Here is a 16,580-nt window from a genome sequence, read left to right on the forward strand (position 1 = left end):
TTGCAGTATAGCAACCACCCTTGAACCCCTTGTGATTGGCTCGTGGGCATCTTATGAATCAACCTGGGCTTTTGTTACGCTTTCGTTTCTTTTAGCTTCCCTGAGGCAACACGGGTCGCTCAGGGGGTCGGGGCTGCGTCATTCGTGGCTGAGGCCACCGGGCAAGCACTGGGCGCGCGAAAGCTCCCAGTTGCGCATATGTCACCCTCGCCGCTGGGCGGAGTGGGCACAGCGCGGGGCCCATTCGTAAACCTCCTCGTTGGGAAACAATCTCAAGTGATAGAATGCTGGTACTTGCCTATCGAAAGGAAGCTCATGGCTGAAAAGAGCGGTTGCACCCAAATCATCATCATTGCCCTTGGAATCTGCCTCGGCCTCGCACTTTTTGCTACCTGTGGCTAGGCAGCTTCGGTTCATGATGAGGCGACTCGGGCCGGCGCTGTTCTCGTGGAGCAACCTGCTCCCCCTGCTTGCCACCCTTGTTTACCTTATCAACAGGTTCGTCTTCCCGCTGGATTGCGTTCTGCCGTACGAGTTTGCCAACTATCATCTCGCCGATCTCTGCGGCGGCATCGTTTTCCCTGCTTATGTAAACGTCCTGACCAAGGTTGTGTCAGGCAGGGAGATCATCAGCAGCTTGGCGGCGTCCCTTCTTCTCTCCGCGTTGTGCACATTCTGCTGGGAATTCGTCGCTTCGTGCGTCCTCCATTTCGGCACCGCCGATCCCATCGACGCCCTCATGTACTTCATCGGCGGCCTTGTCTATCTCGCTTTCTACAAGATCCTCCCGAGGGAGGGAAAGGCAACCTAGCTTCGCGCGCCACGCCCCGCACCCTACCCCTCGGCAGCGTATACCACTTTTCGAGAGGGAGTGTTCATCGAGAGCGCATCGCCTCAACGGGGGCAGGCAGACAGCCGCGAGCTTGGCGAGACCGTCGAGTCGTCGCATAGCGCATTCGGCGCGGAACAACGAATTGCAGCTTTTGAAGGAGGCTGTTTTGGACAACTTCAACGAGGACGAAAGGCTGGAAGAACTGCTCGGGGGCGTCGTTGACCAGGATGATCGGTTTCTCTCCGTCGCCTTCATGGTGGCAGACGACAACTGGATTCGCGAGGGACTCGCGGCTTTCCTCTCCAGCGGGGCGAGGTCCCAGGAAGAAGTTTGGCTGGAGGTGGCGTCTCTGTGCCAGCTGAGGGTGTATAAGATGAAGAACGGCTCTTCGCTTATCTATCCGCGAGTCAAGAACGTCCGGTTCTGCGTGGACATTCGGCGGGGGCCAATCGGAAGCGGGTCGCTTAAGCGCTTCTCGTCGACGGAAGCCTGCCTAATCGTGCATCTTGACTGCGACGACCCTTGCGCTTGGGGGCCGCTTTTCGATTACCTTGAAGCCGATGCCGTCAACAGCCGTTACGAGTCCGTGTTCGTCCTTGCGGCCGATGACGGAACTCCCGACAAAGGCATCTGCCTGGCTAGGGGCTATACCCCTTCAAGCGGAAAAGACAAGGGCGAGCTTTGCGGATGCCTGGGAGCCCGCGCCGTTTACGATGAGGTCCTCAGCAAGAAGCTGTGATATCGGAGCCACCGCCTTCGCCTTGGGGTTAGCGCGTTTTCGGCCCGCGCAGGACACCCATAGCGCAAATCGCCCGATCCGCCCTCGAATCAAGGGGCTGCTTTCCCAGACTCTTCAACCGCGGAAGCTGCGTCCTCAACTTCACAACGAATTCCTTCTCAATGCAGGCCTGCCCGCTGGTGATACAGTAAAGCGCATCCTCGGCAGCCTCGGCAACATCGCTGGCGGCATTGCCGTGCTGCGCAGCCCGTATGGCACGGGGCACGGCAAGCGGATGCGGCAAACCGGCTAATGCACGGCCTGTGGGATCATCCCGTTGCGCACCGGTTTTCGACTCGCGGTCTTCTCAAGCAACGCTTGCACCAGATTGAAGCGTCGCCTAACGCGCTGGACACCACCGAGACGTTTCTTGCCCCTGGCACCAGTCGTGTTGTTAGTCGATATCCTGCACCTCTATCTCAGCATGAAGCTTCTCAATGTTGTCGAACAGTTCTGACGGCTTCTCGACACCGTCCTCGAACTGCCTCACGACGACGCCAAGCTTCTCCATCTCGCGTTTCATCTTGTTGATGAGCTTAAGCCCAGCGTCGTCAACATAATCGCAGATGAAAATATACTCGTCCTTTGCTGCTCTAGTTTTGATGTCCGCCAAAGAGAGCCCCGTCATCTTCTTGATAATCACGCATGCCTTGGCCGACACATCGCCTACGGGTAGCTTGACAGCGAGCGTGTTGCCCATCACAGAAGCCTCCTAGAATTCAGTAATGGGCCGCCGGCTCAGCTTGGAAATAACGCTTAGGACGATTTTCGCCAAATCCTATTTGAAAAGGCTGCGCCTTCTCGGGACGCTTGCCGCCACCCGAGAAGGCAGCTGCCACTCGCGGACGCCTGCCTCACCTGGGGAGGTTGCCCCCACCCGCAAACGCTTACCCTTGCTTGCGCTCGAAGAGTACGTTGTTGGTGTGCAGCCAGCTTTCCACCGTGCCGGTGTCGAAGCCGTCTTCGAGGTCGATCACGAGCGCGTACATTTCCTCCTCGCGCAGTACCTCGTCGAGCGCGTCGGTCAGCTGGATCTCGCCACCCACGCCAGGCTTCACGTCGGCCAGAAGCTCCATGACGCGCGGGCTCAGCAGGTAGCGCCCAAACACCGCCAGGTTCGACGGAGCATCCTCAAGCGCCGGCTTCTCCACGAGCGAATCGACCCTCCACACGTCGTCGGAAAGCTTCTCGCCAGCGATAATCCCGAAACGATGCACCTGGTCATCGGGCACGGGCATAACCGCAATCACGCTCGCCCTGCCATGCTCGTCGGACACCTTCTGCATCGCGGGCAGCATCTGGTTGTCGGGCACGATCACATCGCCCAGAAGCACGTAGAACGGCTCGCCCGCCGTCTTCTCGTGCGCGCACCAGATGGCATGCCCCAGCCCGAGCGGCTCTTCCTGGTACACGTAGCTCACGTTGTAGTTGCCCACGCGCTCCACCTCGTCGGCGTAAGCATCCTTGCCGCGCTCGCGCAGCGTGGCGACCAGGTCGGGGTCGGGCGTGAAGTGATCCTCAATCGCCTTCTTCGAGCGGCTGTTCACGATGACGACCTCGTCGGCCTTCGACGCCAAGCCCTCCTCAACCACGTACTGGATGACGGGGCGATCGACCACGAGCAGCATCTCTTTCGGCTGCGCCTTCGTGGCGGGAAGGAAGCGCGTGCCCAAACCGGCGGCAGGAATAAGTGCCTTCATAGGAAACCTTTCTTCGCGAGGCAACATACAAGGAAAGCGCCCGCTCGGCGCTTTCCGGAAACTCACGGGACAGATTGTAGCACGGGGCAATTGCGCTACCCGCGACGGCGGCAAATGCGACTCGAAGGCCACAAAGCACCAACGCGAACCGGCCCGCATCGGCACCTTGCAGCCGATGGCCGACTGCCGCCGCCCGCAGTGGCGGTCGACCTTGGAAACTTGACCACCGCGCACCCGGCATCACCACAGGTCGCAAAGCTTTCGCGGTAGCGTATCTCGCCCGTCAGGCTCACAAAATAGGGCAACGGCATCACGCGCATGAAATGGAAGCCGAAGCGCCCGTCGAACTCTAGTAAAGAATGCTGCCCCGATAACGCCTGCGCCGAAGGCTTCTTCGGAGCGCTGAAGGAGGGGCTCTACAACGAGCAATGGCCTATGCTTCCATCTCGCGGAAAAGCGACATGAGATCCTTCTGCGAGTGGACCCCCGCCTTCTTGTAAATGCTGTAGATATGGCTTTTCACCGTTGCCGTTCCAACGGAAAGTTCCTCGGCAATCGGTCGCGCCGTCTTGCCGGCAAGAAGCGGCACCAGAATCTCACCCTCACGCTGGGAAAGCTTGTACTTGCCGCAAAAACGTTTGCACAGCGAATCCATTGTCGAAGCGGAACGCGCCTCTTCAGCGCTCACCGACGTGATCTCGCTCGGCACAAGCGAGATATAGGGGGATGAGGCGAATTTCGAATAATAGGCATTCAACTGCGCAAACAGCCTCTTTACCACAGGGCTTTCCATCACATCGCGCTTGGCGACGAACCCGACTTCGAGATAGTACGGTTCCTTCATCGGCACGATAACCGTCCCTTGCGCGCCGCTATCGACGATATGGTGGAACGCAGGAACGACCGTGATCGCCTGCCCCTTTTGGACAACCTGATAGCGAAAGAGGCTGTCCGCCGTCACCATGTAAATCGACGCCTTGCCGAACACCTTCTCGCACACGCGTTGGATATCGCCGCCCGAAACAACAAGGGGATATGACAAGATATCCGACTTGCTCAGAGAGGTCTTGCCCGCGAGGTCGGAGTCCGCAGGAACCATAACTTCGTCGTAGCTTTCAAGATACGGCTGGAACACGAATCCCCTCGCGTACAATCGCTCGAGCAGCTCCGAATTGCGCTTTGTTTCCGTGCTAAAAAGGCACAGTAAGCCCAATGCGAGGGCATCTTGCTGTGCCTCGTCGGCGGCAAGGAGGGAATCGGCTATCTCCTCGTTGTCGCACTGGAAGAAACGCGCGCTGGTGAACGCTTCCTCGATGCTGTCCGTCAAAGGCGAAAAGAGCGCCGCATCGAAGGCGATGTTGTTCAGATAGAGAAGGAGGAGATCGCTCGTGCCGTTTTCGATATCGCTCGACTGAATCCTCGCAACACGCGCCTTCATCTCCTGCTCAAGCGCGAGAATCTCCTTGGCGTCGTCGAGAAGCGCCTCGCCGAAACGCGTCAGGGCCATACCGTTAGGCTTCTTAGAGAACAGCGTGCAACCCAGCTCCGATTCGAGAACGGAAATCGAGCGGCTCATTCCCTGCGGGGAAATGAAATCAGCAGCAGCGGCGGCCCCGATCGATCCCTTTTCCGCAACGTCAACGAAATGCTTCAGATAGGTTGTCTGCATAGCTCCCCCTCAGTAAAAAGCCCAAAGGCCATCATACTATGAAAGCAAAGACGAGCGACAAAAACGGGTCAGGGCACAGCTCGCATTCGAACTGCGCCCTTAATCCAGATTAGGTTGAAGCAACGTGGGCCAAGCCAGACCGACCCGTGAGAATGCCAAGGCAGATTGAGAAAGCCAAGCTCAAATCAAGCCAATCAAAAGCTGGCCGAATCGCTAGGCGAGACCCATCAAAGCGGCCGTCGCGGGGGTGAGCGTGACCGTGATGATCACCATCACCAAGCTCGGTGCCCAACCAACCTTCACCATGTCGCCGAAGGAGAAGTACTTGCGGTTGCTGGAGTAGGACAAAAGCGGCACGCCATCGAGCGGAAGCATGAGGGCGATTGCCGACCACCAAGCCACCATCGCGCAAGTTGCGGCAATCGAGCCACCCATCCCGCCGATAATGGTCGCGAACGGAACGGCGATCAGGCCAGCACACGCGGGACCTGCGGGAATAACGTTGTGCAAGATGCAGCCGATTACGGACAGGACAATCATGGTCACCACGAGCGGCCATGCGGTCATCGGCGCCATCACGGTGCTCACGACCCATTCCATAGCACCCGTGATGGAAAGCGCCGCCACAAGAACGTTCACCGCCATCATGAGCAGCATCATGCCCCAAGGACTGTCGGTCAGGAAGTCGTCGAAGCGAATGGCCTCGATGCCGGGGAAGAACATGAAGCCGAGGGCGATAAGGCTCACGACCGTGATGTTGATCTCGGGAATCCAGGAGCTTGCAATCCACACGACAAGCGTGATCAGCATGACAGCGATGCCGCCGACCTCGTGGCGGGGAAGCTTCGGCAGCTCCTCGGCGCGCTTGACGCCGGAATCAACTGCGCTTTGGGAGAGCGCTTCGGGCTTGAAGATCTTGATAAGCGCAAACCAGCCCGCGGGAATGGTGATCACGGCCAGAGGCACGCCGAATGCCATCCACTGGATGAAGCTGATGGACACGCCGAAGTTCTGCTCGATGAGCGTCATAGCGAGCACGTTGATAATGCAGCCCGAAGGCGTCATGGCACCGCCGATTGCCGCCGCCCACGGAATGCCGATGGCGATGCACTTCGCGAACGCCGACTTGCCTCCAGTCGGCGTGTTGTTCGCGTCAAGCACGCCGTAAGCGATCGGCAGCATAACGGCGCACAGCGGCAGGTTGTCCATAAGCGTCGAGATCAGCGCGGTGACCACCATGAAACCAAGCAGCACGCGAGAAGAGTTCGTGCCCGCCCACTTCAAGATCATGCCCGTGAGGCGCGTCGCGATGGACGAACGACCCACAAAGCACGCAAACGCGAAGCAGCACAGGTAGAAGATGATCGCGTTGTTAATCGACGCCGACCACGTTTGGTCGGGCGTCAATATTCCGAGCAACGGCAGCAAGCCGACCATCGCCCAGCCGGTAATCGCAATCGGCATGACCTCGGTGACCCAGAAGATGATGGACACGAGGAAGATGACGAGAGCGAGTTTCCCCTGGCCGGTAAGGCCATCAGGCGTTGGCGCCACAGCGACCAGCCCGATAGCGATCAATCCCGCAAGCACAATCAGGAAGCGAACGAGAGCGCTTTTCTGCTTCATCGCGCACCGCCCCCCATCGTCTGCGAAACCCGATTAACCCCTTTGCACATAACTATCCTCCTTATTCAACCAATTGGTTCTACGCCAGTGATTTCATGAACACGTCGTCGAACACGACATCATCTGCAGTGGTGTCGGCATCAAGGGCAACCGGCTCGTAGCCTTCGGCCTCGATGCTCACCTTGCATTGGGACTTCGCCGACCCCTCGTACTTGAAGTCACCGAACTCGTCAGTCTCAAGCGAGGCGACCTGGTTGCCCGACTTGTCGATGATCTGCACCTTCGCACCAATGAGAACCTCGTTCGCCTCGCGATCGGCGACCGTTCCGGCAATAAAGCGCTCGGCTGGGCGGTTGACGTAGAGCACATGCGAGCCCTTGCCTTCAAGCGCCTCGGCAACCTGCGCATCGTCGAGCTCGTCGGCGAAGTCTTCCACGTCGCCATAACGCAGGGCGCCTGTCGCGCACGCATCGACGCAGCGCGGGGCCTCCCAGCCATCGTCGAGCAGATGCGCACAGCCCGTGCACTTCTGCGGCAAATCGAGCGCCTCGTTGTAGTAAATCATCCCAAGCGGGCACGCATCGACCAGCTCGCGATGCCCGCGGGCCTTCTCGGGATCGATGAGGACGATGCCGTCATCGCGGCGATATACCGACCCGTCCGATACGGCGTTCATGCACTCAGCGTTGTCGCACATGCCGCAAAACGTCGGCGTGTAGTCGACCGAGACAACGGGCACCCGCCCGCGTTCCTTCTGGTCAACCTTGCACCAGAGCTGCCCCGTCATTGGTTGCGGCGCGGCAATCGGGCGCCAATCGTTATCGCAGTGTTCGTCCTTGCAGGCGATCTGGCAGTTGAAACACCCGTTGCAGCGGTCCAGATCGACAATGATCGATTTCATATGGTTCACTCCCCCATCCTTTACTGAGCCACGATGTAGTCGCGCACGTCAGCGCCATATTCCGGCTGGTAATTGCTGCGATTGAAGGCTTCGGGATACTTCTTGGCAAGCTCGAACACGTCGACTTTTTTCACGCCCGCCAAGTAACCGCTCGTGACCTCGCCGCTCGCGTTCTTCGACGTGGTATGCGTCGGGCAGATAAGGTTGATGTCGCCGCCGCGGTCAAGGCCGCCGATCCCGGCAACAATAACGTCGCTGTTGGCGCCATGATCCATGTACACCACGCTCTCGCGCACGCGCTCGGTCACACGCGCGCCGCCCAAAACCTCGCCGCGCTCGTTGAACACGCTCACGACATCGCCCGACTTCACGCCAAGGCGCTCGGCGTCGCGAGGGTTCAACCACACGGGTTCGTACGCATAGCCATCAGGGCCGATGACCTTGCAAGTCTCAATCTCGCGGAACCACTCCACGTCATCGAACTCGGCATGCACGCGCCAACGCGGATGGTTCGACTCCACGAGGAAGGGGTACTTCTTCGCGCGCTCGCTCGACAAGCGGTCGTCGTGCCCGTCTCCCGACTCGATCCAATGGGCAACCGGCCCGCGCATCTTGTCGTCGGGGAAATGCTCGGCCAGGCCGGTCGAATAAAACTCGATCTTGCCGGAAGGCGTCGTCATGGGGAACATCTCGGGCGACGACGCGAAGCCGGAAAGCCCCGTCATCATGCCTTCCCAATTCTCGACCGTCGGGATGAGCTGGTATTTGCGCTCCTTGAACGCCTCCCAGTCGCGCTCCTCTTCGGCGATGCCGCACGCCTCGTAACCTTCGCGGATCTGGTCCTCGGTGCTTTTGCCCTTGGTGAGTCGCTGCCAAAGGTTCTCGTAGCGCCCGCCGTACACTTCGAGTGCGCGAGCAACGCCCTGCACCGCTTCCCAGTCGGTCCGCGCCTCGCCAACGTGCTCGATGGCCTGCTCCTCGTAGATGACCGAGTTCCATTGCCCGCTATCGGCGTCGGTGCCGAAGTCGGACGACTCGAATTTCGTGGTGATGGGCAGCACGATATCGGCGAAACGGGCGTCGTCTTCGAACCACGGCGCCTGCACGACGTAGCATTCCAGGTTGTCGCTGCGCAACGCGTCGTAGTACTCGTTTCCACCATTCAGGCTGGTGGAGAAGGCGGGGTTGTCCGACCAGAGCATCTTGATGCCGGGCACGCCATCGGGCGGGAACTCAAGCTTCTCGAACTGGTCGGGGCGATCGTTTGATGCAGTGCCGTGCCCGTACCAGCTGAACTTCTCGCCGCGAAGCGCTTTGTGGATGTGGCACTTCGCGATCTGATGATCGGGGTTCGAGCCGATTACCCATCCGTTGAAGCAGGCGCCCGTCGACGGAGCGACCTTCGAGGGAGGAATCGGGCTGCAGGACTGCATACCGAAAAGCGTCCACTCGATGAACTTGATCGTCGTGCGGCCGGGCAGGCCGATTCCCTGCATGCACATGAGGTACACTTCAAGACGCGCAGGCTCGGTCGCGAAAGCGGCGCGGATGAACGAGCCGCCGTTGCAGTGGCCGATCGAGACGTTGTGGCGCGCCCAATAGCGAGCGAGCGCCTTGATCTTGTACGCCGGAACGCCGCAGATAGGCTCCGCCCATTCGGGGGATTTCGCAACTCCGTCTTCTTTCCCCAGCACGTAGTACTCGAACCAGTCGAAGCCGATGGAGTGGGTGTCGACGTATTCCTTCTCGTAGGTTCCTTCCGTTATCCACACGTATGCAATAGCGAGCTGGAGCGCCGCGTCGGTGTTCGGCAAGACGGGAATCCACTTGTCGGCATGCACGACCGCCGTGTAGTTCGCATCAGGGGCGATCGCGATATGCTTCACGCCGCAATCGTCGAACCAGAAGGCAAGCTTGCTCGCCAACTGGCCGCCCCAAGCAGACGTGGTCGTCTCGAGGTCACAGCCCCAGTACAGCATGGCGTCTGCGTTCTGGGCGATATCCTGCGCCGTGTTGGTCGAGAACGTGTTCTGCCCAACCGGGTCCATACCCCACGCGTGCTTAGCGCCCCAGTACCAGCCTTCCCAGCTGTCAGGGTTGCGCGCTTGCACGGTGTAGCCGCCGCACAAATCGAGCATCGTGGTCTGGCAGCCATGGCAGCAGTGCACCGCCTTGCTTTCCCCATGGCCGTCGGCCTGGCAGAGAATCGCATAGGGACCATACTCATCGTGAACGCGCTTCACTTCCGCAGCGATGAGCTCGCACGCCTCGTCCCAGCTGATGCGGACGTACTTGCTCGTACCGCGGTTCTGCGTGTTCCGCTCGCCTTCCGGGTCCCAGTCGATTCGCTTCATAGGGAACGGGATGCGGTTCTTGGAATACGTGCGGCGCTTGTAGACAAGCGGGAACGGCGGCGTCGGGGTCTTCATGCCCGGCTCGAACGTCTTGCCGCCCCTTCCCTCGAGAACCCAGTAGTTCAACTCTTCCTTGGTGTAATCGTTTTCGAAGCTCATGGGGCGAATGCGGACGAGCTTGCCGTCTTTCACATCCGCGGCGACCATGTTCGCACCGCCACCGCATGCCTCAAGGCCGAGGTTGTGGACGACGGTTTTGTCTGAAGTCTTCATACGATTCGATACCTCCTCAATTTCCTCACTCATTGTTATCGGCAGCGCGCTTCGTCAAGTCGCGTGCCTGTTCACAGCTATGCGCATATTGGCTTGATGGAATCTTTGTTTCGGCCCGACGCAGGGGAAGGCCGGGCCGATGTGTGGAGTCGCCTCTTCTGGAGGGATAGCAGCCTGGGACTACGCGTTGGCTTCCGCTTCCGCCGCATCCTGAGCCGCGCGCTCGGCAACGCGCACCTCATAGGTTTTGCGGTCGGACTTCACGAACACGATCACCAGCACTGCCGCAAGAAGGGCAAGCGGGGTTAGCACGAACTGGGCATTCGCCTGATAGCCGATGGAGGTGACGATAGGCGAAACGATGTAGCCGCCAACGACCTGGGCAACACCGGTCGCGAATGCCATGGTGGCGAGCACGAGGTCGGTCTTTTTCGGCTCGGGGACCAAGACGGGCGCGATTGCGCGGGTGCCCGTCGGGACGAGGGCTCCGGCAATACCCATGAGGATGCAGGCGATCCAGGGGCCGGTCATGTCGGCGCCGTCGGTGTAGAAGAAGAAGAACACGCACACCGCCACGATGAGGTAGCCGCCCGCAACCATCCATTTGCGGAAGTTGAACTTGTCAGCGACGATACCGAAGATGATGCCAAGCGGAATGGTGATGATGGCCGTCCAGTTAGGCAGCATGGACGAGTCGAAAACGCTCAGGCCCTTCATGTTCTGCAGGAACGTCGGGTACAGCGTGTTGATGTTTGCCACGTAGACGAACACCCACACGAAGAAGCACGCGCAGACCATGAAGCCGGCGAGCATGAAGTTCTTGCCAGGGCGCTTGCGACGAGCGGGGTCGCCGTCGACGAGCTCGTTTTCCGGAATTGCCGGCATTTTGCAGCTCACGAGCAGCCAGACAATCGAGATGATTTCCATCGCGATGGACACGTACCAAATGGGCTGCCAGGAGAACGCGATCGCCGCGCCGCCCGCTGCCTCGTAAATCATCGGAGCGGTGAAAAATGCGATGACGACGCCCATGGGGGTCCACTGGGACCAAATGCCCATCACGACGCCTTGATCCTTCAACGGGAAAAGTCGCGGCATGATATTCGGACCGATGACGCAAATGAGGCCGTATGCCACGCCCTCAAGCGTTCGCCCTACCAGAAAAATCGCCGTGTCGCCGGAGAAAGCGCAGATGAGCGAGCCTATGAGCTGGATGACCGAGGTGACGACGATCGAGAACTTCACGCCGAAGCGCTGCATGACGAGCATACCCGGAAACGCAAGGAGCATACCCGCAATAGAGAAAACGCCCATGATCTGGGACAGCATATCCACCGACATTCCCAGGTCGGCGCCGATGTATTGAATTGCCGGTGCAGCCTTGAACTGGTTGAACGTCGCCGTGAAGCCCAAGAAGAACAGCGCAGCGAAGCATATCCATCGCTCGCTCGGTTTCAGCTGGCGGCTTTGCACGCCAAATGTTGATACTGATGACATGATTCCCCCTCAAAACAAAAATCGAATCCCCTTTTTGCCTTATCGCCCCTGTGCGATTCGGCTTCTTGATTGTTGCAGGGATAGGCTGGGGAATCCATAAATGAAGGTTGAGGTTCCGTCTCAACAAATGTTGCGACCTCATACTCGCTGGGAGAAAAGCGCGCGGGATGAGGGAAAACGAGCGGCCTTGATATGAGGAGAGGAGACGGACGGGAAGGAGCGCGGGCGCGGTGGGGTAGGCGGGAGGGAGCGCGGGCGCTGCGAGAGGGCGAGATGGAGGCGGGCGCCGCGGGATGGGATGGAAGTGGGGCGCCGCGAAATGGGGGCTGGACGCCGCAGGATAGCGTGCGGGGACTGGCGACAAAGTGGGGCGAATCACCCGACTCCTGTCACATCCACAACCCCTGAACGCATTTTCCGCCAGAAACTCCCGTCAGCGCCGCCTTCTCCTTATATCACCAGAACAATCGATCGCGGTTATGCATCAACAGGCTTTCCACGCCCCATTCTGAGCAACACCGCACGCGCGCCATACGTCATGCGGGACATCCGAGCGAAATGAGACTTGGAATCGGGGACGAAACGAGCAGAACCATGGGTTCATGGTCATTTGAGCGAGTTGTGCGACGTTTTTTCGCCCGATTCACCTCCCCATGGTGGCTTGGAGTGCCCTCCTGAGATAAAACCCCAGGTCAATTTCAAGCAAGTCAAATTATCCTAAAATATGATAGCGCACAACTCGTTCTTTTGACCACCAACTAAGGGGTGTGCTCCCGAAAGGTCGCTCGAGGGTAGCATTCGAGCACTCGAAGGGTCGGAGGGACGCACCCGATCACGCCCCGATTCGGGATGCACCGATGGCCGTCGCCGGAACCTTCTTTGCTCCCCCGTTCGTGATGCATCAAGTGCCGTCGCCGGAACCTTCCGATCGCGTCCCGATTTGTGGTGCATCAAGGGTCATCGCCACCCCTTCTCGCTCTCCGGTTCGCGGTGTATCGGGGACCATCGCTGGAGTCCCTCCCCGCCTCGTCAACAATTTTTGCTCGATGTGCGCAGGTTTTGCCGGAACCTGCCCGCCCATCGCCGATACGAGAGCAGGCACTGCCCCATAGCGCCAGGTCAGAAAGGTGCGACTTTCCCTGGCTTTTTCGTCTTCGGCCGCCCGTCGAAAAAACCTGCGCACTCCCCTCGAGCAAATAGTTAATTGGGGGATGGATCCCCCTCGAGCTTTTTCCCCAGGATGCCTTCTTTCTTGAAATCCGCCCGTCGCGGACAAAAATTGTCGATATGCGAGGAGTTTGCTATGGGAAACTTGACTTCAAAAAAATGACCTGGGCAAACGAGGAGCCTCACAGAGCCAACATCCCTCGACGCCCTTTTCAGACTCACATATCGACGATTTCTGTCCCCCATGCAGAGTTTTCATCAAAGAAAGGAGTGACTTGGGTAGCGTCCCGCCCCACTAAGCGACAGTATCACGAGCGGCATTTCACGATTGACGAAAACGCTCCGTCAAGATCTTCACGCATCCCATGATGCGGACAGGGGGAAGAGAAGCCTGCGAAGAGTCATCTTTCTGATGGCGGGACTTAGGACATGTACAATATAAAAAACAGGTCGGAATGTTTTCCGACCTGCTTGAGTTCCCATGGTGGAGATGAAGGGATTCGAACCCTCGGCCCCCACGTTGCGAACGTGATGCTCTCCCAGCTGAGCTACATCCCCACGGGTTTTGCGCTCTTGGCGCGTCGATAAATAATGACGGATGATGCGCGGATTGTCAAATCAAATCCCGAGATGCTCAAATCGTCCACACAATACCGAAGCGAGCGGACAAGCAGGTAATGAGAGGTCGAGCGCAGATAATGTCAGCCGCATCTCGTAGAAAAAGACCGCCGACGCTCCAATCATGCAAATCGTCGCCATATGCGAACCATCGCTTCATTCGCCAACAGATCGCTCGACTGGTCTTACCGGAAACTGAACTCGCGAATCTCGAACTTCGTGCTTGCTTCAGCCCCGCTCAAGAAAATCAGCATAGTACTTAGACAGAAGCCTTGGCGGTGTACCTTTATAGCGAATGTAGAGCCGCTTTCTTGCTCTAGTGAAGTGAACATACCGGAGGCGCTTTTCTTCTTCCTCGTCCTCGCTAATCTCCCTCGAGTAGTCAACGATAACATTGTCGAACTCGAGGCCTTTGCCCGCTAAATTCCCAAGAAGATAAAGCCCAGGCCTGGTTATTCCCTTTGAATCGTCATCGACTATTGCCACTTTTTCCTCATCGAGAACGCACTTCCATCTTTCCTTGTTACCTATCAAAACAGTGGTTTCATCTTTTTTGAGATCCGTGAGCCTCTTTAACAGATCGACAACCCCATCATCTTCGTCATTTTTTATATGAACGCGATTCATTGCATCCTCGTAAGAGCAATCCACACCCAAAAGCCTATCGCTAAAACTCCTGATGGCGGGGGTATTGCGCATATTTTTACTCAACGTGATCGTGTGGCCCGTAAGACCCTTATCGAGCTCCTTCCATGTAAAATCACGCTGGTAAATCTTCTGGTTCTCGTCGCCCGATATAAAAACCCGAGTGTTCGCGCTCCGTCGGAATCGGAGCAGCAGCTTAATCGAAAGCAAGGAGAAATCCTGCACTTCATCTATCGCGATGGCATCGTATGCTGGAAGCTGGCTCGACTTCATGAGCCGCTTAGTCGCCTGCTCAATGGTGTATCTTCCCTTCGCTTCCAACATCTTATTTAGCTCAACCCAAATCTCGAGGATAATCCGCCTCACGACCTCGCGAGGAACGTGCTTCGTCCCTCGGCCAACACGCACTGCATTGGGGTATTTTTGCACTGCATCGCGCTCATCTTCAAATCTAGCCTCTATCCAGAGAAGTTCGTCCTTGAGCCAATCGAGTTCGGCCTTATCAGAAGTGTTGAAATAGTATTCATTAGCCCGGTCCGGATAACGCTTTGCCACCGTTGCCTACGCCATCTTCAGCATGTTTTTGTACTCTTCGTCAAAACCGTAGATTATTCTGGCTCCTACGTACCTTACATCCTGAACATACGGCTCAAGGTATGCGAATTCTTCCCTTGGCTTCGAGCGCACAAGTTGGTTAACGAAAAGGTCGTAATGAACTACCTCAATATCTGGCAAGGAATCTTCGTAATTCGATAAGATGCCCTTTACATACTTAGCTAGCCCCTTGTTGAAGCAAATAAACAGCGCTTTCTTCTTAGGAGCCTCAAAAAGAGAGCCTTGACCTTGATCGTCAATCTCGGAAATAATCTTCGCCAACAGGCAAAGGGTCTTTCCCGTTCCAGCTCCTCCGGCAATTTGCAAAATGTTCGTAGTCGAATGAGCACCCTTCGGAAATGCCATGACCTCCAACTGCTTTTCGGTAGCCTGACTACCGCCGCGCAATAGCTTCTGGATAAAGTCATGTTCGCTCAAGATTTCTCTAACTTCAGAATCAACGTCGTCAAAAGTTGAGCTAGCCGACTGCTTCCTAGACTTGAGCAAGTCAATCTGTTTTTGCAAGCCGTCGAATAGCCTGCTCTGTGCTGCAAGCGTCGCTTCGTCTTGTCGAGCAGAGGCGGATGCTCCTATTTCTTCCGCCTGCTTGATGAGCTCTTCCATTTTCTGCAAATCGGACTTAGCAGAATTTTCGAAAGCTTCAATCTGAGATTTTGCCTCCTGAGCTTTCCTCTCGATATCCCTATTGTCGCTGAGCTTGGAAGCTAACTTCGCTCGGCGAGCCATACCCTGCACTTCACTGGCAGGCTTTACAACAAATATCGAATCACCCTCACAAGCATCGCGATTCGAGAGAGGTGGGATTATCTGCTTTTCCTCGGCGCACCATCGCAGAAAATCATCAAGGAGATTGAGGGTCATCTGGGCATCGATGGCGGGAACCGACATTTCATGGGCGCCCTCGTTTCCCTTCCTTCTTATCTCATGGCATTTCAGAGCCATAGACCTATCGAGAAGGCCCTCGTCTTCTGCATAATCGATAACTTCGAGGAACTTCATCTGATCGTACGGAAGCGGATCCGCAAGCTTCCTAAGCGCTGTCTCAACAATCTTTCGACAACCGACCAAAGCTTCTCCAGGATACTCCATCCCGGAGCATCTCCAGCGATTGATGCTTTTCGATAAACCAACGAGCCCCAGGGCGCTTTCTAATTCCGCATCGTGATCCATCAGGTAATCGAAGTGCTTAAACGTCGAACCGCTCATAATCGCATCATCAATTCAGAATACCAATTGCCGTCAAATAACCGCGCTTGTACTCATTATAGTTCATAAGCGAGATAGTCCCCCGCTTGGTAAGCGGACAACCCGACTAATTCAGTCATCCATTCGCAATCAATTGTTTCAAGAAGTGACCAGCTATTCAACCCAGCTTGACGCCCATCTTGCGAGAGGCTCGCAATGGGGACAAACGAACGGGCAAGCAGCCAGCAAGCCGCGCGCCCTAAAACAAGTATGCCCCGAGCGAGTCGGGGCATACCTCCTTGCACCATGCGGCTGGTTTTAGGAGAGAACTTTTTCCTCGAGAACGACTTCAGTCTTCTCGGGAATAGCGTTGGGGTTTTCAATCTCGAACGGCTCGAACAGCGGCTCACCGTTCTGGGACAGCTCGACCATGCCCGTCAGGACATCGACATACTGGTAGGACTGGCGCGCCGTGCGACCGCGCTTACGATCGACCTCCATGATGAACAGCTGCGGATGAACCTGGGTAAGGACACCCTCGCTCTCAACGATTTTGGAACGACCCATGTTCGCGCGCACCTTCAGGCGCTGACCCACGAAATCATGCAGCGTGTCATGAATCGAGTCGACGATTTTTGCTTGCTGTGCTAAATCCATGCTGGCTCTTTCTCCCGCATATATAGTTATCTCGGTTGCGCATTGTATCACGGACGTCAATTT

General features: G+C 57.2%; 13 protein-coding genes and 1 tRNA gene. 3 read left to right on the top strand and 11 right to left on the bottom strand.

What is annotated here, in order from left to right; genetic code table 11:
• Positions 1-415 precede the first annotated feature (415 nt).
• From Q0G85_RS03570 to Q0G85_RS03580, 3 genes are all read left to right on the top strand, one after another.
• A complete protein-coding gene (locus Q0G85_RS03570; RefSeq protein WP_297154796.1) occupies positions 416-811 on the top strand; it encodes a hypothetical protein in 396 nt (131 codons plus the stop codon).
• A 187-nt stretch (positions 812-998) separates the two neighbouring features.
• Entirely contained in the window at positions 999-1,571 is a 573-nt protein-coding gene (locus Q0G85_RS03575; RefSeq protein WP_297154798.1) for a hypothetical protein, read from the top strand.
• A gap of 22 nt (positions 1,572-1,593) precedes the next feature.
• Positions 1,594-1,863: an abortive infection family protein gene (locus Q0G85_RS03580; protein WP_297154800.1), complete on the top strand. Its 270-nt coding sequence runs from the start codon at positions 1,594-1,596 to the stop codon at positions 1,861-1,863.
• A gap of 141 nt (positions 1,864-2,004) precedes the next feature.
• On the opposite strand, the gene Q0G85_RS03585 is transcribed toward Q0G85_RS03580, so the two are convergent.
• From Q0G85_RS03585 to Q0G85_RS03635, 11 genes are all read right to left on the bottom strand, one after another.
• A complete protein-coding gene (locus tag Q0G85_RS03585) occupies positions 2,005-2,313 on the bottom strand; it encodes a hypothetical protein (RefSeq protein WP_297154802.1) in 309 nt (102 codons plus the stop codon).
• A 184-nt stretch (positions 2,314-2,497) separates the two neighbouring features.
• Positions 2,498-3,310 carry a UTP--glucose-1-phosphate uridylyltransferase gene (locus Q0G85_RS03590; protein WP_297154804.1) on the bottom strand — a complete coding sequence of 271 codons (813 nt, stop codon included), beginning with the start codon at positions 3,308-3,310 and terminating at the stop codon, positions 2,498-2,500.
• A 433-nt stretch (positions 3,311-3,743) separates the two neighbouring features.
• Positions 3,744-4,979: a LysR family transcriptional regulator gene (locus Q0G85_RS03595; protein WP_297154806.1), complete on the bottom strand. Its 1,236-nt coding sequence runs from the start codon at positions 4,977-4,979 to the stop codon at positions 3,744-3,746.
• A gap of 213 nt (positions 4,980-5,192) precedes the next feature.
• The gene (locus tag Q0G85_RS03600; RefSeq protein WP_297154808.1) at positions 5,193-6,605 is read right to left on the bottom strand and encodes an SLC13 family permease; all 1,413 of its coding nucleotides are present in this window, start codon (positions 6,603-6,605) and stop codon (positions 5,193-5,195) included.
• 79 nt (positions 6,606-6,684) lie between these two features.
• Positions 6,685-7,506 carry a 4Fe-4S dicluster domain-containing protein gene (locus tag Q0G85_RS03605; RefSeq protein WP_297154810.1) on the bottom strand — a complete coding sequence of 274 codons (822 nt, stop codon included), beginning with the start codon at positions 7,504-7,506 and terminating at the stop codon, positions 6,685-6,687.
• 20 nt (positions 7,507-7,526) lie between these two features.
• The gene (locus Q0G85_RS03610) at positions 7,527-10,133 is read right to left on the bottom strand and encodes a molybdopterin-dependent oxidoreductase (protein ID WP_297154812.1); all 2,607 of its coding nucleotides are present in this window, start codon (positions 10,131-10,133) and stop codon (positions 7,527-7,529) included.
• Positions 10,134-10,313: 180 nt separating this feature from the next.
• Positions 10,314-11,630 (bottom strand): MFS transporter, encoded by a 1,317-nt coding sequence (locus tag Q0G85_RS03615; protein WP_297154814.1) that lies wholly within the window; start codon positions 11,628-11,630, stop codon positions 10,314-10,316.
• A 1,649-nt stretch (positions 11,631-13,279) separates the two neighbouring features.
• Positions 13,280-13,355 (bottom strand) — tRNA-Ala (locus Q0G85_RS03620).
• A 288-nt stretch (positions 13,356-13,643) separates the two neighbouring features.
• Entirely contained in the window at positions 13,644-14,615 is a 972-nt protein-coding gene (locus Q0G85_RS03625; protein ID WP_297154816.1) for a 3'-5' exonuclease, read from the bottom strand.
• A gap of 6 nt (positions 14,616-14,621) precedes the next feature.
• Positions 14,622-15,881: a DUF4145 domain-containing protein gene (locus Q0G85_RS03630; RefSeq protein WP_297154818.1), complete on the bottom strand. Its 1,260-nt coding sequence runs from the start codon at positions 15,879-15,881 to the stop codon at positions 14,622-14,624.
• Positions 15,882-16,178: 297 nt separating this feature from the next.
• Positions 16,179-16,517, bottom strand: coding sequence for a Veg family protein (locus Q0G85_RS03635; RefSeq protein WP_158050452.1), 339 nt, complete (start codon positions 16,515-16,517; stop codon positions 16,179-16,181).
• Between the last annotated feature and the right edge of the window lie 63 nt (positions 16,518-16,580).

The sequence above is a fragment of the uncultured Ellagibacter sp. genome (assembly GCF_934617235.1).
GTDB lineage: Bacteria > Actinomycetota > Coriobacteriia > Coriobacteriales > Eggerthellaceae > Ellagibacter.